This window comes from Pedobacter roseus (genome assembly GCF_014395225.1).
GTDB classification, from domain to species: domain Bacteria; phylum Bacteroidota; class Bacteroidia; order Sphingobacteriales; family Sphingobacteriaceae; genus Pedobacter; species Pedobacter roseus.
Genome location: NZ_CP060723.1, coordinates 50495 through 67859 on the forward strand (window position 1 = coordinate 50495; position 17365 = coordinate 67859).

Consider the following 17365-nt stretch of genomic DNA (forward strand, 5'->3'; position numbering starts at 1 on the left):
ACCACTTGGTTTATTGGTTCAGGTAATGGCGGTACATCCAAAAGGATGTGCCGTTTTTTAGGCAAATTAGGGTTTGTTAATTGGTTTAAGTTATCTACGCCCCAACTGGCTCCTGGGCAGCTTTATTCAGTTCTTTACTTCTGATCCTGCTTAAAGTTTCAAACCTCATCCCCAAATAGCTGGCCAGATAACGTAATGGTATCCTGTTCATATCAATTTTTTTGCTTTCTTCCAGTTTCCGGTACCTGCGCAGGGCATTGGGTATCCGGGCCAGGATCGATCTTTCAGATGCAGCGTAATAGTGCAGGGCTAAAAGTTTTCGGCCAACAACATTGGCTTCTTCAAAATTAGAATAAGCGTACTCAATCATCGTGTAGGGGATGCGGATGAGTTCGCAATCTTCGAGTGCCTGCAAATATTCTACAGAATGGTAGGGTTGGAGGTCGGGATGACGGATAGCGCCAACGATATTGTTTCCAAAGCAGAACCAGGTGGTGATATCTTTATTACTATCTTTTATAAAACCCCGAACAATACCGCTAACTACGAAATATAAGGCGGCATTACTATCAACCGGGGAAACAATGTGTTTATTTTTTTTGACGGTTAACCGTGTACACTGCGTAGCATAATGTGTAGCAAGAAGCGGCGAAATGGGGTGATATTGCTCCATATATTCGATAAGTGGCTTAACAAAGGAGCTGCTGTTGATATTTGGCATCATACCATAAAGTTTAGTTCAAAAAAAGGGATCTACGAGATATATAATGTACAAAAAAAATTAAATAATTAACATATCTGTGTTAATCGTATTAGTGCAATCAGGATATTCCTGTTAGGTGTAAACGCACATACGTTAAATTATATTAGAAGGTTTTCTCTTTATTGTTAACAAAACTACCTTATGCTTTACCAAAATGGAATTTAGCCTTTCATTTTGGTAGGGTATGGATGGCGAGACATAAGTTTTGAATAAAAATAAAGGCTAATACTTTGTTTAAACCACGATTGTGGTCATAAGACGATTTACGGTATTGGATTTGTAATAGGCGCGGCATGAAATTTTAATCATCATGGATAACCAGATCATTTTTGTACGTATCGCCAATCATAACGATGCACCTTACGCAGAAGAAATTATAACAGAAACAGAACAATCGGCCATTGCACGTGGCTCAGGGATTGCCAAAAGAACGGCAGCATCAGTAATTGAAAAAATGACAGCGGGTAAGGCAGTTATCGCCTTAACCAATACCGGTGAGTGGGTAGGGTTCTCTTACCTCGAAACCTGGGAGGGGGGCGCTTCGTTTCCAACTCAGGATTAATTGTAGCCCCAAAATTCAGGAACTCGGGCGTGGCCAGATCAATAAAAGACAGGATTTTCAAAATGTCGAGAAGGTTATACCCCAATTCAAAAATCTTTAGCATTACCTCTGGTCCGGCCATTATGCGGATGAATGCCAAACTTGGTTTTCTTCCGGTTAGTTTTGCGGAGATCACACACGATGAACATTTTTGGGAAGGATGTAAAAGCTGCGTGAATTATGATATCCTGGAGCGCAAAAAAAAATGCAACTGTTTGTGTACCGCCATGCTTTTCGATCCTGAATATTTTATAGAAGCGCAACCTGTAGTTTACCAAAAAACAGAAATTTACCAGGAAGTTGCCCATTCTTAATCACCTAACCACATCATCATGAATACCATTAGTAAAATACACCTTACCGAAGGTCCTGATCTTAACCATCTTTATCAGGAATCGCTAGAACTCCTTTCTTCATTAATCTCTATTCCTTCATTCAGCGGCGAGGAAACATTCACTGCCGATGATATCGAATCTTTCTTAAACCAGCACGGCATCAATACCTTTAGGAAACACAACAATGTATGGTGTTATAATAAATATATGGATGCATCAAAACCAACCATCCTCTTAAACTCCCATCACGATACGGTGAGACCCAACGGACAATATACCCGCGATCCTTTTAGGCCAACAATTGAAAACGAAAAATTATATGGCTTGGGCAGTAACGATGCAGGAGGGCCCCTGGTATCATTAATAGCCACTTTTTTATACTTCTTTGAGCGGAAAGATCTCTGTTTCAACCTTTGTTTAGCTGCTACAGCCGAAGAAGAAACCTCAGGCGAACTGGGAATACGCGATATATTGGGTGATATTAAAGAAATTGCCTTTGCCATTGTTGGAGAACCTACCTGTATGCAAATGGCCATTGCCGAAAAAGGATCGATGGTGATTGACTGCATTGCCAAAGGCCGGTCCGGCCATGCGGCGAGGGAAGAGGGAGATAATGCCATTTATCATGCCTTAAAAGATATTGAATGGTTTAAATCTTATTTATTCCCGATTATGGATGATCAGCCACAGCCCGTAAAAATGACGGTAACCGAAATTAAGGGAGGAATTCAGCACAATATTGTACCAGGAGAATGCAGTTTTACGGTCGATATCCGTTTCGACCATAATTATACTGAAAGGGAAATCGTAAACACCATCATTAACCACACTTCAAGTGATTTTACAATTCGCCCCAATGTTTTAAAACCATCTTATATCGATATTCTTCACCCTTTGGTAGTTGCCGGACTTAGTTTGGGCAGACAAACCTACTTTTCGCCAACAAGTTCAGATCAGGGCTGGCTGGATATGCCATCGGTTAAAATGGGACCAGGCAATTCTGCACGATCACATACTGCTGATGAGTTTATCGGTATTGAGGAGATTGAAGAAGGGATTGATATTTACATCAGTTTATTAGAATCGTTGGAGTTGGAGCAAGGTAAGTAAGTTTCATTCAACACCATCTGTCATTCTGAACGCAGTGAAGACCTGCGTAGCAAGCTTCAATGCCTTTTAAATCTTAAACACAGCATGAATAATCCCTAACCGATGAAAAAAAGAGCCCAAATCACGCTACGTTCAAAGCGGTAGGTTCATTTAAGCCATTGTTCATGCAAAACAAGATTCACTGCGTTCAGAATGACAAAAAATTAGAAACACGGAATTAATTGGTGGGTTTTAGCGAGACGCTAAGACCAGATAAGATAATATCACCTAGCTGGACGGAAATGCCTAGTTGCTCAAATTGTTCATTAATAAGGAATTACAAAATAACGTCAATGGTAGCTTGTCTAAAGAACCTGTGCGATAAGATGCTGAAACAAGTTCATAAGGACATCACGAAGAATAAACATAAACTACCGGAAATTCCCACTATGAAAAAAACCTTTCCAAAATGGAAGGGTTTTTTTATGCCTGAATTTAATTATAAAAGCATTTTTGTTTGTAAGTATTTGTAAATCAATTAATTAATTGATTTTTATTTTTTATGGTATAAGAGTTGGCTAATGGCATTCAAAATCATTAGAATCATGACAATACTACTTTTTTTAATTCTCGTCCTGCTCTGCTGGGCTACTTACAAATCAATCGACTGGTTCGAAAAAATCTAACATTATGATCGCATTATTCATTATCGCCATCGCCGTATTTATCTATATGATTTACGTGCTGATCAAACCCGAAAAATTTTAATCTTTTCTCCTTAATGGAGAGCAATTAACAAATCAAAAAATGAACACTGAATTAACAGGCATTATCGCCACCTTCCTGCTTACCCTGGTTATCGCAATACCATTGGGTAAATACCTGGCTAAGGTTTTTGCAGGAGAAAAAGTCTGGACAGATTTTTTAAAGCCATTGGAAACTGGCATATATAAGCTTTCCGGAATTAATGTAAAAGAACAAATGAACTGGAAGCAGCAGATGAAAGCACTGCTTACCATTAATATATTATGGTTGTTCTACGGTTTTTTTGTTCTTATTTTTCAGGATAAACTTCCATTCAATCCGGACGGAAATCCGGGGATGACACCTGACCTGGCCTTTAACACCATCATCAGCTTTGTTGCCAACTGTAACCTTCAGCATTATTCGGGCGAGAGCGGCGTAAGCTACCTCACTCAGCAATATGTACTGATGTTTCTACAGTTTGTTAGTGCGGCCACAGGTATTGCGGCAGCGGTGGTATTTTTCAAAGCTTTTAGAGATAAAACAACCACTCAACTGGGTAATTTCTGGGAATTCTTTGTTAAAGCGATCACCCGTTTATTATTGCCTTTATCAGTTATAGTGGCTTTAATATTAACTTTTAACGGTACGCCTGCAAGTTACGATGGTAAAGACAAATTCATTTCTCTACAGGGCGATACCGTAAATGTATCAAGAGGTCCGGCAGCGCAAATGATTGCCATTAAACATTTAGGTACAAACGGTGGAGGTTATTTTGGCGCCAATTCGGCACATCCATTTGAAAATCCAAGCTACTTTACCGATATGGTTGAGCTGATTGCACAGGTAATTATTCCGATTGCCATGGTAATTGCTTTCGGTTATTTTATCCGCAGGAAAAAATTGGCCTGGACTATTTTTGGAGTAATGACCATCGGTCTGTTTATGCTTCTCATCCCGATGCTTAGCTCAGAACTGGGAGGAAATCCGGCCTTGGCGAAAATGGGTATTTCTCAGACTACAGGAGCAATGGAAGGAAAAGAAGTCCGCTTCGGGCCGGCTGCCTCTGCTTATTGGGCAACAGTAACTACAATTATTTCTACAGGTTCTGTAAACAGTATGCACGATAGTACCATGCCAATGTCGGGTACCTGGCAGTTACTGGGCATGATGATCAACTCATTTTATGGCGGTTGTGGTGTAGGTTTATTGAACTATTTCATTTACCTGATTGTTGCTGTATTTATTTCGGGATTGATGGTGGGCAGAACCCCGAGTTTCTTGGACATAAAGTAGAAGCAAGGGAAATTAAAATTGCCGCAATCATCACTTTGCTAAGTCCGTTTCTGATCCTTGCCGGCACAGCTGTTGCAAGTTATATTTTTACCAGTCATGGCGATGCTGCCTGGGCCGTTCAGCCTAAAAACTGGCTCAATAACCCAAGTTTCCATGGATTCTCTGAGATGCTTTATGAAATGACTTCATCCAATGCCAATAATGGTTCGGGATTTGAAGGACTGGGTGATAACAACATCTTCTGGAATTTATCAACCGGTATTTTGATTTTCCTTGGCCGTTTCTTACCGATTATTGGTCCGGTTGCCATTGCGGGTTTATTAGGTGCCAAAAAATTCATTCCTGAATCGGCCGGTACACTTAAAACAGATACCAAAACCTTTGCCCTGATGACTTTTGCGGTAATACTGGTATTGAACGCATTATCTTATTTCCCTGCATTGGCATTAGGTCCATTGGCAGAATACTTTACCATGCTTAAATAAACATACAAATGAAACCCAATAATAAATTGTTCGAACCTGCCTTGGTGCAGACCGCACTAAAACAATCTTTCATTAAGCTAGATCCAAGGGCGATGGTCCGCAACCCGGTAATGTTTACCGTTGAGATTGGAACACTGGTAATGGCTTACGTAACGGTATATTCTTTCAGCCATAGCGGACAGGGATCACCATTATATAATTTCTTTATCTTTTTGGTACTGTTGCTTACGGTATTGTTTGCAAATTTTGCCGAAGCCATTGCAGAGGCGAGAGGTAAAGCACAGGCCGATAGTTTACGTAAAACAAGGGAAGAAACACCAGCTAAAGTACTTTTAGCAAACGGAACCATCGAAATCCGCTCATCCAACCAATTAAAAAAAGGCGATGTGTTCGTTTGTGAAACAGGCGATACCATCCCAACCGATGGAGAAATTATCGAAGGGATTGCTACTATTGACGAATCAGCGATAACAGGAGAATCTGCTCCGGTAATCCGTGAATCGGGTGGTGATAAATCTTCGGTAACAGGCGGTACAAAAGTTTTATCTGATGAGATTAAAGTTCAGGTGAGCACTGCTCCGGGCGAAAGCTTTTTAGATAAAATGATTGCGCTGGTTGAAGGTGCATCACGTCAAAAAACACCAAACGAGATTGCTTTAACCATCCTTTTGGCCAGTTTTACCCTGGTATTCATTATTGTATGCGTAACCTTGAAACCTTTCGCTGATTACGCCAATACACCGATCACCATTGCTGCGTTGATCTCCCTGTTTGTATGTTTAATCCCAACCACCATCGGCGGACTTTTATCAGCCATCGGTATTGCCGGAATGGACAGGGCATTAAGAGCCAACGTAATTACCAAATCGGGTAAAGCGGTAGAAACTGCCGGTGATATTGATGTGTTGCTTTTAGATAAAACCGGAACCATCACCATTGGTAACCGTAAAGCCACCAATTTTTATCCAACAGCCGGTGTAAATATTAAAGCTTTTACCGATGCCTGTGTGTTAAGCTCATTGGCTGATGAAACCCCTGAAGGAAAATCAATCATCGAACTGGCTGCCGAACAAGGTTTCAAATCTGCCGGAACCCCAGAGGGATCAACATTCATCAAGTTTACTGCCGAAACCCGTTCAAGTGGATTGGATACTGCCGATGGAAGAAGAATCAGAAAAGGAGCCTTCGATTCGATCAGGAATATTGTACAAAAAGCCGGAAATAATTTTCCATCAGATATTGAAAACCATGTAAAAACCATCGCTACCAATGGTGGTACCCCTTTAGTAGTATCCGAAAACGAAAAAGCCCTTGGCGTGATCGAATTGCAGGATATCATTAAACCAGGTATTAGCGAACGTTTCGAACGTCTCCGCAAAATGGGTGTGAAAACAGTAATGGTTACCGGTGATAACCCTCTAACAGCTAAATATATCGCAGAAAAAGCAGGTGTTGATGATTTTATTGCAGAGGCTAAACCTGAGGATAAAATGAACTATATCAAAGATGAGCAAGCACTTGGTAAGCTGGTAGCCATGATGGGCGACGGGACTAATGATGCCCCTGCCTTAGCACAGGCGGATGTTGGTGTAGCCATGAATAGTGGAACACAGGCAGCAAAAGAAGCAGGTAACATGGTCGATTTGGATAACGACCCGACCAAACTGATCGAGATCGTAGAAATCGGTAAACAATTATTGATTACCCGCGGTACATTAACCACTTTTTCCATCGCGAATGATGTGGCCAAATATTTTGCAATTGTTCCGGCATTATTTATCGCATCAATTCCTGCGCTGCAAAGCCTGAACATTATGGGCCTGCACTCACCAGAATCAGCAATTATGTCGGCGGTGATCTTTAACGCGATCATTATCCCGATCCTGATCCCATTGGCTTTAAAAGGTGTAGCCTACAAACCTATTGGTGCAACTGCCTTATTACGTAGAAACCTATTTATATATGGTATCGGCGGTGTGGTAGCTCCATTTATAGGGATTAAAATAATCGATTTATTGGTCGGGTTATTTGTATAAAGAAAAATGTCATTCTGAGCGCAGCGAAGAATCTGTAAGCAATAGGGAAGTATCTAAAATCTGGCACTGCCTAATAAGTTAGAGATGCTTCGTTCCTCAGCATGACAGCAATGAAAAATTTAAAAAAATAAAAAGATGAAAAAGTACATCATTCAATCCATCCGCTTAACACTGGTATTATTGGTACTGTTATGCGTAATATATCCTGTTACTGTTGCCTTTATCGGTAAAATGTCTAAAGGAAACGGTGGAGGAGAAAAAATCACCAAAAATGGTAAAACAGTAGGTTATGCATTATTAGGTCAGTCGTTTACTAAACCACAATATTTCTGGGGAAGACCATCAGCTGTGGCCTACAATGCAGCAGGTTCTGCAGGTTCTAACAAAGGACCATCAAACCCAGATTATTTAAAAGAAGTACAGACCCGTATCGACACTTTATTGAAATACAACCCTGGTATCAAAAAATCTGATATCCCTGCCGATATGGTTACTGCGTCAGGAAGCGGGCTGGACCCAAATATTTCTGAGCAAGGTGCCGCTATTCAGATCGAGAGGGTTGCTGCAGCCCGTAAAATCGATGTGAAAAAGGTAAAAGAACTGGTTGCGATGAATACGCTTAAACCATTTATGGGTGTATTTGGCCCTTCATCAGTAAATGTGTTAAAATTAAACCTTGCCCTTGATGCACTTTAATTAGTGGCTTGGCAATCTGTCAAAATGCGTTTGCCAAAACTAAAAGACAGATAGCGACGATGATAAGTTGCGAGGGATCGTCATTCCCAACCCGATGGCTATCGGGTTGATCAGGAACCTTAATGCTAATGTATGTGAATTAAGATTCCCGCCTTCGCTGGAATGCAATGTCATTAAGTTAAGGATTTTTAACCACAGATGTACACAGATAAACACGGATTTTATATCTGTGTGCATCCCTTTTATCTGTGGTTAAATCATGCTTGCCTAAGCCGAGAGCTTAAATAACAGCAATGCGCGGTCTTAACTAACAACTGAGCAATCTATCAATACGAACAATTTAAATGAACAATTCCCCAAAACAATAACAACGGTAATGCACTAAGGCCTGGTATAAAACGAGCCAGGGCCTTAAGCTTTGCCCAATACAAAACAATCAGATAAAATGAAAAAATTACTATTATTTGCCGCTACACTTACAACAGGATTCTTCGTTAAAGCACAGGAAGAACCAAAAATTAAAGTAAGCGGTTACCTTGAAGCTTATTACGGATACGATTTTAACAAACCTGCTGACCATAACCGCCCTGGCTTTATTTATTCCCACAATCGCGCTAACGAAGTGAACCTGAACCTTGGTTTTATTAAGGCAGCTTATGATAGCGGAATGATCAGGGCTAATTTAGCAGTAATGGCCGGAACTTATGCCAATGCCAATCTTGCTGCGGAGCCAGGGGTTTTGAAAAATATCTTCGAGGCCAATGCTGGTGTCAAATTATCCAAAACAGAAAATCTTTGGATTGATGCAGGAATCTTTTCTTCGCACATCGGTTTCGAAAGTGCGGTTTCGAAAGATTGTTGGGTACTTACCAGAAATATTTCTTCAGAAAATACACCTTATTACGAATCGGGTGCGAAAATTACTTATGGTACTAAAGATGGAAAATTTACGGCTACCGCATTGTACCTAAACGGATGGCAGCGCATTACCCGCCAGAATGGAAATGACAAACCTGCCGGTGGACTTCAGCTAACCTGGAAACCAACAGATAAAATTACCGTAAACTACAGCAATTATCTCGGAACAGAAGGTGCCGATTCTGTACGCGTAAACAGGTTTTACCACAATGTTTATGGAATTTTTCAGCTTACCGATAAATTTGGTGTGACCCTTGGTTTTGATTACGGCACACAACAGAAACAAAAAGGCAGTAGCGATAAAAGCGAAGTCATTTCTCCGGTAGCCATTGCACAATACAAATTTGCACCAAAATGGGCAGTTGCGGGTAGGTTCGAATATTATGAAGATAAAAACGGAATTTTTATTGCCACAGGCTCACCGCAAGGCTTTAAAACCAAAGGTTACTCTTTAAATCTTGATTACTCGCCAATCGCTAATGCTGTTGTAAGGTTGGAAGGAAAAGCCTACGATAGTAAAGACAAAATATTTGCCAGGGAAGGCGCTGCGGTTAATGCCAATGCAAGTTTAACGGCAAGTATTGCAGTATCGTTTTAAGTAAATGGCTCGTCATTCCCAACCCGATAGCTATCGGGTTGATTGGGAATCTTAATGCATGATGCATTAAGATTCCCGCATGCGCGGGAATGACGGGCATTTTTAAAATGAAATTAACTTTTGTAACAATTTCTTAATAAAACAATGCATCCCTACATAGAAATCATATTCAGCCTGTTTTTAGCGTTCTTAGGAATATTATTGATGCGAAAATTGAATTCTTTAAAAAGGAATAAAACTGGTGCAAAAAAAAGAAGTTATGCCACAGAAAAATACTTTAAACTACTTTATCATAAGATTTCCTTTAGATTTATAGTGGTATTATTTACGCTGGTTGTGATTATTGCAATTACTATACTGATCGAAAACGGTATCATGAGCGTTAACTGGTAAATATCATGGAAGAAGAACAAAAAGAAGAATCGGTAAGGCACTTTTTGGATCTGGTAAAGAAATCCAGGCGCGGAAAACTGAAAATCTACATTGGTATGAGTGCGGGTGTGGGTAAAACTTACAGGATGCTCCAGGAATCGCATGCTTTGCTGCGTAATGGGGTAGATGTTTGCATTGGTTATGTAGAAACCCATAAAAGGGCAGAAACTGAAGCACTTGTTGCGGGTTTACCCATGGTTGCAAGGCGCAAAATCTTCTATCGTGGTAAAGAAATAGAAGAAATGGATCTTAACGGGATTTTGAACCGCCATCCCGAAATTGTAATTGTAGACGAACTTGCGCATACCAATGCCGAAGGCAGTAAGAACGGCAAACGCTGGCAGGATGTTTTCGATTTGCTCGAGGCGGGCATTAGCGTAATCTCAGCAGTAAACATTCAGCATTTAGAAAGCATTAACGAAGAAATTGAACAAATTACCGGCATTGCAGTTACCGAACGCATCCCTGATAAAATATTGGAGCTTGCCGATGAAATCGTAAACATCGACCTTACTGCCGATGAATTGGTTACCCGGTTAAAAGAAGGAAAAATTTACGATCAATCAAAGATCGAAAGGGCACTGGGTAATTTTTTTCAGTCGGATAAAATCCTTCAGCTGCGTGAGCTGGCCCTTAAAGAAGTGGTGCATCAGGTAGAGCGGAAAATCCAAACGGAAATTCCCAAATCGATTAAACTCCGGCCCGAACGCTTTTTGGCCTGTATTTCGTCGAATGCAGAAACCGCGGGTGTGGTGATCCGCAAAACCGCTAGATTAGCTTCTTATTACCGTTCGCCATGGATGGTATTGTATGTGCAAAGCGATAGCGAAAGCATGGAGCGGATTAAACTGGATAAACAGCGCCACCTGATTAATCATTTTAAACTAGCTACCGAATTAGGCGCAGAAGTGATCAAAATAAAAAGCAACGCCATTACCAAAACCATTATCGATATCGCTACTGAAAAAGAAGTTACCACGATATGCATCGGCAAACCCCACCTTAATATTTTTCAGGTGATTTTGCGTACCGCAGTTTTTAATGGGCTGTTGAAAAACCTGGCAATGAAGGATATTGATTTGGTGATACTTTCTTAAAGGAGAAATCGTCATTGCGAGAAGGCTTTTTCAGCCGACGAAGCAATCTTACTACTATGGGTTAAAGCGATAGTTTTAAGATTGCTTCGTCGTTCCTCCTCGCAATAACGACTTTTCTTAGATATTAATCAACAAGAGCGCAATCGAAGGTATAGCAATTATTTTCTAGCCACGGAAGCACTGAAAACACGGAAAATAATTCGAGCAATTGTCATCCATAGAGATAATTTATTGTATAAAATCAATATAATAAAAGTTTTTTTTGTGTTTTGGAGGCTACAAGGAATTATCATTCCCATAGATCAGTTATTTGTGATAAAGGTATAGTCGGATCGTCATTTCGACCGCAGTGGAGAAATCTTTTAACATAGTTTAAAGATTTCTCCATTTCGCTGTGCTCCAGTCGAAATGACGATCATACTATTCTAATAGTTTGTCATCCTGAGGGATAATTATTTCATAAAATCAATATAAAAGACAGATCTTTTTGGTAAAATGGGAGGCTGCGCGAGATCGTCATTCCCAACCCGATAGCTATCGGGTCGATTGGGAATCGTAATGCTTTAGTATGGCTTGTAAATTGCATTAAGATTCCCGCCTGCGCGGGATTGACGGATCGTTTTAAATGATTCTTCATTCCTTTCAGAATGACAATACAGAATGCCACTATAATATCGATCTTACCAATCCTCCTTCTACCCTGATGGCCGCGCCATTTGTTCCAGAAGCTAAAGGACTTGAATAAAATGTTACTGCATTTGCAATTTCGCTTACATCCAAAAAGCGTTGTAATAATGAAGTTGGGCGCATATTTTTAAAGAAATCAGTTTCTACTTCTCCAACAGTTATGTTTCCTTTTTTTGCTAAATCCTCAATAAAACCTCCAACACCTTTTGATTTGGTTGGTCCAGGTAAAATGGAGTTAACGGTTACTTGCGTTCCCTTGGTGAGTTCGGCCAGACCGCGGCTAACTGCAAGTTGTGCCGTTTTAGTCAAACCGTAGTGGATCATTTCGTCGGGGATAAATACGGCCGATTCGCTCGAAATAAAAATAATCCTGCCCCAGTTTTTCTTTAGCATTTTCGGAAACAGCTCGCGCGACAAACGAATGCCGCTCATTACATTGACTTCAAAAAACCTGAACCAGTCTTCATCAGTAATTTCTTCAAAAGCTTTGGGTTCAAAAATACCTGCATTATTGATGAGGATGTCAATTTCAGGAAGTTGTGCAATGAGCCTGCTTACTTCTTCTGCATTTGAAAAATCGGCGGCTATACCCGAAACAGTTCCACTCCCTGCCATACCTTCCAAATCTTTTACAGCCTCATCTACGCTGCCTTGCGATCGGCCATTGATGATTACATTTACACCTTCTTTTAACAAGCTCTCGGCAATTGCGAATCCAATACCTGCGGTAGAGCCACTTATAAAAGCTGTTTTATTCTTTAATTGTAAATCCATTTTGATTAAATAATGTTGATGATCAAATTTGAGTTGCCCTGTGGCATATACAAACTGAACAATTTTCTGGTGAAAATGTGTCATAAGAATATGCTAAAATCAATTATAGTAATTAGTTAATCGGGGCATCATTTTTGAATAAGCAGAGGTCGGAAACAAAAAAATCATCCTAAACGTAATCAACCCCATGAAAAAAACAGCAATTGCCCTCGTACTTGGAGTGGCCCTGGTTTCTTGTAATAATAAGGAAAAGAAAACAGCGGAAAATCCTAATGACAGCATTTCAACCACAACTGTTGAACAGCCTAAAGCTAGCGGAAGCGTTAGCACTACAAATGTTGATTGGGAAAGCATTCCCGAAGCAAAAGAAATCGGCAACTTTCCTTTTTTCAAACCTTCTAAAGAATTTAAAATTTTAGATGAGAAAGATGGCCTATCGGAAGTTTTTGAAAATGAAAAACTGGAAAACTATACGGGTAAGGATGTGTATACTACAGAAGGAAAACTTGGCGTACTGGTTTTTGAAAATGTGGATGGCCAAAATTTCAGCCGAAGTTTATTCGAAAAAAATATTAACGATTATATGACCAAAATAGGGGCGAAGCAACTATACAAAGGCGATTATCCGGCTAATGAAACCGCGAACGAGGCCTTGAGGGATAAACTGAAAGAAAACTTATGGAATGGTAAACACCGTACAATCGGTTTATCAGATGATGAACCTTTTGCGGTTTATGCTTTTAAAAATAATGGTAAAAATTATGTCGTTAACGTGCAGTATAACTCTGCCCAAGGTTATATTTTTATCATGGAGCTGAAAGCTTAAACAATAAATAAACTGCCTTAAAACAAAACAGACCTTGCTTTTGCAAAGTCTGTTTTATAAATTGTTTTTCGGTAGATATAAGTAAAGAACAAGCTTGTCTTTATATTGTTTTAAAAATGTGAAATAAATGGCTGATCTTTTAAGCTGTTTTCAGTTTGATGATGCGCCTGATCCTGCCGAAACGTTTTTCAAGTTTTGCAGCCTTTTCTTCCAACATAGGCTTGTTTATTAGCTTTCCGCCTTTGAGGGTAGCACCTATTAAAATTCCGCCAGAAATTAGCACAAAGTTTTTTATAATATATTGACCTAGTAGTGTAGGTACAAGTACAGAATGGTAAAAGGTTTCGTGCGGGAAAAAGATCAGCGGAAGAAATGTTCCGGCCATCTGCATATACAATAAAATCAGGGTAAGTCTGAGCCATGCTTTGGTAATTAAACCCAAACCGATAATACACTCCCAAATGGCAAGTATTGGCATAGATGTGTGTGGTTTTACCCATCCAAAAGTGAGTTTAAGGATGGTACGGCCTGCAATTTCTTCAGCAGAGCTTAGGCCCGGAAAAAATTTAAGTACACCGAACCAAATAAATATAATGCCAAGGCTGATCCGTAAAATGTTGATCCCATTCCGCGCCTTCCAGGCCACAATTCTTGCTTCTGTTTTTCCGCTAATACTGAACATGTTTTAGGTTTTGTATCAGCATATACGGGGATAAGCGGCCTATAGTTTACTTCGAATAGTGGTTACTTACACGCGCAGGATGTTAAGAAATTTGATTTTTTTCTAAAGCCGTATGCTAATGGCGCAGAATGAAAGTATTTTTTAAAAATGAAAAATTAGATTTTAGGGATAATCTAACATTATAGTTTGCAAGCAAGCGCACCGCAATATATTAATTGCCTTTGCTCAACTGGCGATCTACTTTTTTAAGCAGATCAAAAATATCAAAAGGTTTGGCAATAAAATCTTCCGCTTTACAATCACGCCGCATTTCATTTAGTCCTGCATGGGCACTCATCATCATAATTGGGATACCTTTAGTGGCTTCATTGTTTTTCAGGTTATCGCAAACCGCTAAGCCATTGCCGTCCGGTAGCCTTACATCAAGTAAATATAAATCCTGCGATCCTTTATCTTCAAAGGCCATAAAATCCTTTACGTTAGAGAATCCATATACTTCATATTGTTCATCGGTCAATATCATTTCGATAATCTCACGTATTCCCTCATCATCCTCCAATAAACATATTTTTTTTCCCATAGTACAAAATTCTTTACCCATTAAGTGATTAGCAATAAAATTTAACACCTAAAGCGTAATAAAGTTTTGTATTGTTGATGATTTACTAAATAAATAAAAATTTAGGGTTAAAATCTGTTAAATCTGTTTTCTGATCCGGGATAAAGATTGTGGCGTTATGCCCAGGTACGAGGCGGTATCTGTTAAGGAAACCCGTCGTGCAATATCAGCCTGTCGGTTCATAAATAAACGGTATCTGCTGGCAGAATCCTGTCCTAAATAGATATTTCTGATATTGATTTTATCGATTAAAGCCTGTTGTGTAATCTGATTAATCAGTGTTTGGAGATCGGGTACCTGCTTGTAAAGGTTTAAGAGTGCGTTTCTATTGATACGATATACTTCGCAATTACAGGCGGCCTGAATACATTCCTCTGCCGGCACCTGATTATGAAAACTGTTCAGTATGGTACAAAACTGATTTTCCTTTAAAAAATAATGGGTTACTTCATTTCCTTTTTCATTCCGGATTACAATTCTGAGTACACCATCTGCAATAAAAAAAAGTTCTTTATTGATACTGCCCGGCGCTGATAGTTCTTCTCCTTCTTTAAAAGTTTTAGATGTAAAAGCGGCTTCAATTTGGTGTTCTGCCAATGCTGAAAATGGATGATACTGGTTAAGAAAGCGGGTAAGTTGATTAGACATTGGGATTGCTATAAATAGGATAAGAAATATAATCACTAACCGAATTTACCAATTGGTAAGTAGATTGGCGGCCGATATCCTAAAATTTGCATCAAATTACAACATCATGAAAATAAAAGCAAATGAATTTACACTGGAAGGCAAAACAGTGATCATACTGGGCGGAAGCTCAGGTTTAGGATTAGCAACAGCCCTAGCTGCGGCGCAGGATGGTGCGAAAGTAATAATCGTATCTGGCAATCAAAACAGGATCAATGAGGCCTTAAAATCACTACCCGAAAATTGTAGCGGTTTGGCGGTTGATTTAAGCAGGGAAGAAAATATTAAAGATTTTTTTAATTCGGTAGCACCTTTCGATCATTTGGTATATACTGCAGGCGAAAACCTGACTTTACACACTATTGATGAAACTGATATTGAAACCGCCAGACAATTTTTTAATTTAAGATATTGGGGCGCTTTTGCTGCGGTTAAATATGGAGCGGAGAAAATTAATGCAGGTGGATCTATCAATTTAACAGGAGGAACGGCCAGTCCGAGGCCTGGCGCTGGCTGGGCAGTAGCTGCTAGTATCTGCGCTGCAATGGAAGGTTTTACACGGGCAATGGCCGTAGAACTTGCACCGTTAAGGGTGAACCTGGTAGCTCCGGGGGTTGTTAAAACCAATTTGTGGAATAGCATGAACGAAGTTGACCGGAATAACTTGTATGCCAGTGTTGCCGAGAGCCTGCCTGTAAAGCGGATAGGCGAAGCCAGCGATATTGCACAAACATTCTTATATACCATGAAACAGCAATATTGTACCGGGCAGGTTATTTATGTTGATGGAGGTTTGGTGTTAGTTTAAATTGGTTGCAAATAGAAAAAATCGTCATTCCGATCCTGAATATTCGGGATTGAAATGACGATTTTTAGACATCAGGTGAGCTACCGTTTTGCTACTTTAAGTTGGGTAGCTAAAAGCACCCCTCCAAGGGCAGCGGTTAGGAATACACCTTCAAAAATCAATAAACGTTTTTTCTTTTTCAGGCCCCGGTAAAAAGAATGTGCGGCTATAACACCAAGGCTAATAAATTCCATATTTCTTTGCGTCCTTTTCGAAGGGTCCTTGCTCTTGATTAAAGCAATACGCAATAATTGATCAACTAAACTTAGGTTTTTGGAAACGCCTTTTCTGATCTGTCTTTTGCTTGCAGAGGCGCCTAGTTGTTTAGCAGCTGTTTGTAGTCCGGTGGTAGTAATTTCATTAATTAAATGTGTTTTTGTTTCCCTTTTTTCCATACTTATTTTTCATTGGTTTCTATTATTTCAACTCAACTTAAGGGATATAGTTTTAACTAATGTAAGAAAATATTTGATTATCCGCCAGTTGGGAGGGCAGAGAGACGGGAGCAGAGGGCATAGAGTGGGGTGGATATTTTTTGCATTTTATCCCCGGTCTTCGGACTCCCGACTTTTCGGACTTCTTCCATTTTTAACCACAAAGTACACGGAGAGAAAGGCACAGAGTTAAGAGCATAGTTATTATTATAAGCGCTTAACTGTTGCATCTTATCTTCGGACCTCCGACCTCTGACTTTTCGGACTTCTTCCATTTTTAACCACAAAGTACACGGAGAGAAAGGCACAGAGGGCACAGAGTTGGGACCATAGTTATTATTATAAGCGCTTAACTGTTGCACCTTATCTTCGGACCTCCGACCTCTGACTTTTCGGACTTCTTCCATTTTTAACCACAAAGTACACGGAGAGAAAGGCACAGAGTTAGGAGCATAGTTATTATTATAAGCGCTTGCCTATTGCACCTTATCTTCGGACCTCTGACCCTTGACTTTCATACTATTTAATTATATTTGATTACTAATACCTCATAATATGTTATTATTTGCAGTTCCATTATATTTTATTGCTTTTTTTGGCTGGATCATTTACGCCGCTTTTGTAAAGAAGAACCTTAAACAGAATATGCCCATGGTTTATTTTGGCAGTGTATTTAGCCTGATCTGGGTAGTGATTGTAACGATAGCTTATCTTTAATT

18 protein-coding genes and 1 pseudogene are annotated in these 17365 nt (G+C 39.7%); 13 read left to right on the forward strand and 6 right to left on the reverse strand.

Annotation, left to right across the window (positions count from 1 at the left end):
- Positions 1–94 precede the first annotated feature (94 nt).
- Positions 95–724: a Crp/Fnr family transcriptional regulator gene (locus H9L23_RS00210; protein WP_187593089.1), complete on the reverse strand. Its 630-nt coding sequence runs from the start codon at positions 722–724 to the stop codon at positions 95–97.
- A 349-nt stretch (positions 725–1073) separates the two neighbouring features.
- On the opposite strand from H9L23_RS00210, the gene H9L23_RS00215 reads away from it, so the two are divergent.
- From H9L23_RS00215 to H9L23_RS00260, 10 genes and pseudogenes are all read left to right on the forward strand, one after another.
- A complete protein-coding gene (locus H9L23_RS00215; protein WP_187593090.1) occupies positions 1074–1325 on the forward strand; it encodes a hypothetical protein in 252 nt (83 codons plus the stop codon).
- A gap of 29 nt (positions 1326–1354) precedes the next feature.
- Entirely contained in the window at positions 1355–1678 is a 324-nt protein-coding gene (locus H9L23_RS00220) for a hypothetical protein (RefSeq protein ID WP_187593091.1), read from the forward strand.
- 18 nt (positions 1679–1696) lie between these two features.
- Positions 1697–2809 carry a M20/M25/M40 family metallo-hydrolase gene (locus H9L23_RS00225; protein WP_187593092.1) on the forward strand — a complete coding sequence of 371 codons (1113 nt, stop codon included), beginning with the start codon at positions 1697–1699 and terminating at the stop codon, positions 2807–2809.
- Between the two features lie 669 nt (positions 2810–3478).
- Positions 3479–3556 carry a potassium-transporting ATPase subunit F gene (locus H9L23_RS00230; protein WP_082035969.1) on the forward strand — a complete coding sequence of 26 codons (78 nt, stop codon included), beginning with the start codon at positions 3479–3481 and terminating at the stop codon, positions 3554–3556.
- Between the two features lie 39 nt (positions 3557–3595).
- Positions 3596–5313, forward strand: a pseudogene (gene kdpA, locus H9L23_RS00235) (potassium-transporting ATPase subunit KdpA).
- Positions 5314–5321: 8 nt separating this feature from the next.
- On the forward strand, positions 5322–7349 hold the full coding sequence (gene kdpB, locus H9L23_RS00240) for a potassium-transporting ATPase subunit KdpB (RefSeq protein WP_187593093.1): 2028 nt from the start codon (positions 5322–5324) through the stop codon (positions 7347–7349).
- Positions 7350–7484: 135 nt separating this feature from the next.
- A complete protein-coding gene (locus tag H9L23_RS00245) occupies positions 7485–8045 on the forward strand; it encodes a K(+)-transporting ATPase subunit C (RefSeq protein WP_187593094.1) in 561 nt (186 codons plus the stop codon).
- A 445-nt stretch (positions 8046–8490) separates the two neighbouring features.
- Positions 8491–9561, forward strand: coding sequence for a porin (locus H9L23_RS00250; protein ID WP_187593095.1), 1071 nt, complete (start codon positions 8491–8493; stop codon positions 9559–9561).
- A 144-nt stretch (positions 9562–9705) separates the two neighbouring features.
- Entirely contained in the window at positions 9706–9954 is a 249-nt protein-coding gene (locus H9L23_RS00255) for a hypothetical protein (protein ID WP_187593096.1), read from the forward strand.
- Between the two features lie 5 nt (positions 9955–9959).
- A complete protein-coding gene (locus H9L23_RS00260; RefSeq protein WP_025146845.1) occupies positions 9960–11090 on the forward strand; it encodes a histidine kinase in 1131 nt (376 codons plus the stop codon).
- A gap of 666 nt (positions 11091–11756) precedes the next feature.
- On the opposite strand, the gene H9L23_RS00265 is transcribed toward H9L23_RS00260, so the two are convergent.
- The gene (locus H9L23_RS00265) at positions 11757–12551 is read right to left on the reverse strand and encodes an SDR family NAD(P)-dependent oxidoreductase (RefSeq protein ID WP_187593097.1); all 795 of its coding nucleotides are present in this window, start codon (positions 12549–12551) and stop codon (positions 11757–11759) included.
- A 187-nt stretch (positions 12552–12738) separates the two neighbouring features.
- Here H9L23_RS00265 and H9L23_RS00270 point away from each other — a divergent pair, with 187 nt between their 5' ends.
- Positions 12739–13377, forward strand: coding sequence for a hypothetical protein (locus H9L23_RS00270; RefSeq protein ID WP_187593098.1), 639 nt, complete (start codon positions 12739–12741; stop codon positions 13375–13377).
- 139 nt (positions 13378–13516) lie between these two features.
- On the opposite strand, the gene H9L23_RS00275 is transcribed toward H9L23_RS00270, so the two are convergent.
- The 3 genes from H9L23_RS00275 to H9L23_RS00285 all read right to left on the reverse strand — a co-directional run bounded on the left by H9L23_RS00275 (position 13517) and on the right by H9L23_RS00285 (position 15326).
- Positions 13517–14059 (reverse strand): hypothetical protein, encoded by a 543-nt coding sequence (locus tag H9L23_RS00275; protein WP_187593099.1) that lies wholly within the window; start codon positions 14057–14059, stop codon positions 13517–13519.
- 211 nt (positions 14060–14270) lie between these two features.
- Positions 14271–14639: a response regulator gene (locus H9L23_RS00280; RefSeq protein ID WP_187593100.1), complete on the reverse strand. Its 369-nt coding sequence runs from the start codon at positions 14637–14639 to the stop codon at positions 14271–14273.
- Positions 14640–14756: 117 nt separating this feature from the next.
- Entirely contained in the window at positions 14757–15326 is a 570-nt protein-coding gene (locus H9L23_RS00285; protein ID WP_187593101.1) for a Crp/Fnr family transcriptional regulator, read from the reverse strand.
- Positions 15327–15432: 106 nt separating this feature from the next.
- Here H9L23_RS00285 and H9L23_RS00290 point away from each other — a divergent pair, with 106 nt between their 5' ends.
- Entirely contained in the window at positions 15433–16173 is a 741-nt protein-coding gene (locus H9L23_RS00290) for an SDR family oxidoreductase (protein ID WP_187593102.1), read from the forward strand.
- Between the two features lie 80 nt (positions 16174–16253).
- On the opposite strand, the gene H9L23_RS00295 is transcribed toward H9L23_RS00290, so the two are convergent.
- A complete protein-coding gene (locus H9L23_RS00295) occupies positions 16254–16607 on the reverse strand; it encodes a hypothetical protein (protein ID WP_187593103.1) in 354 nt (117 codons plus the stop codon).
- 594 nt (positions 16608–17201) lie between these two features.
- Here H9L23_RS00295 and H9L23_RS00300 point away from each other — a divergent pair.
- Positions 17202–17363 (forward strand): hypothetical protein, encoded by a 162-nt coding sequence (locus H9L23_RS00300; RefSeq protein WP_187593104.1) that lies wholly within the window; start codon positions 17202–17204, stop codon positions 17361–17363.
- Positions 17364–17365: the final 2 nt, after the last annotated feature.

Bases quoted from the DNA above. Each gene is read 5' to 3' on its own strand.
- H9L23_RS00245 (WP_187593094.1), top strand. From the start codon at position 7,485: ATGAAAAAGTACATCATTCAATCCATCCGCTTAACACTGGTATTATTG.
- H9L23_RS00300 (WP_187593104.1), top strand. From the start codon at position 17,202: ATGTTATTATTTGCAGTTCCATTATATTTTATTGCTTTTTTTGGCTGG.
- H9L23_RS00260 (WP_025146845.1), top strand. From the start codon at position 9,960: ATGGAAGAAGAACAAAAAGAAGAATCGGTAAGGCACTTTTTGGATCTG.
- H9L23_RS00265 (WP_187593097.1), bottom strand. From the start codon at position 12,551: ATGGATTTACAATTAAAGAATAAAACAGCTTTTATAAGTGGCTCTACC.
- H9L23_RS00215 (WP_187593090.1), top strand. From the start codon at position 1,074: ATGGATAACCAGATCATTTTTGTACGTATCGCCAATCATAACGATGCA.
- kdpB (WP_187593093.1), top strand. From the start codon at position 5,322: ATGAAACCCAATAATAAATTGTTCGAACCTGCCTTGGTGCAGACCGCA.
- H9L23_RS00225 (WP_187593092.1), top strand. From the start codon at position 1,697: ATGAATACCATTAGTAAAATACACCTTACCGAAGGTCCTGATCTTAAC.
- H9L23_RS00285 (WP_187593101.1), bottom strand. From the start codon at position 15,326: ATGTCTAATCAACTTACCCGCTTTCTTAACCAGTATCATCCATTTTCA.
- H9L23_RS00270 (WP_187593098.1), top strand. From the start codon at position 12,739: ATGAAAAAAACAGCAATTGCCCTCGTACTTGGAGTGGCCCTGGTTTCT.
- H9L23_RS00295 (WP_187593103.1), bottom strand. From the start codon at position 16,607: ATGGAAAAAAGGGAAACAAAAACACATTTAATTAATGAAATTACTACC.
- H9L23_RS00275 (WP_187593099.1), bottom strand. From the start codon at position 14,059: ATGTTCAGTATTAGCGGAAAAACAGAAGCAAGAATTGTGGCCTGGAAG.
- H9L23_RS00210 (WP_187593089.1), bottom strand. From the start codon at position 724: ATGATGCCAAATATCAACAGCAGCTCCTTTGTTAAGCCACTTATCGAA.
- H9L23_RS00250 (WP_187593095.1), top strand. From the start codon at position 8,491: ATGAAAAAATTACTATTATTTGCCGCTACACTTACAACAGGATTCTTC.
- H9L23_RS00255 (WP_187593096.1), top strand. From the start codon at position 9,706: ATGCATCCCTACATAGAAATCATATTCAGCCTGTTTTTAGCGTTCTTA.
- H9L23_RS00230 (WP_082035969.1), top strand. From the start codon at position 3,479: ATGATCGCATTATTCATTATCGCCATCGCCGTATTTATCTATATGATT.
- H9L23_RS00280 (WP_187593100.1), bottom strand. From the start codon at position 14,639: ATGGGAAAAAAAATATGTTTATTGGAGGATGATGAGGGAATACGTGAG.
- H9L23_RS00290 (WP_187593102.1), top strand. From the start codon at position 15,433: ATGAAAATAAAAGCAAATGAATTTACACTGGAAGGCAAAACAGTGATC.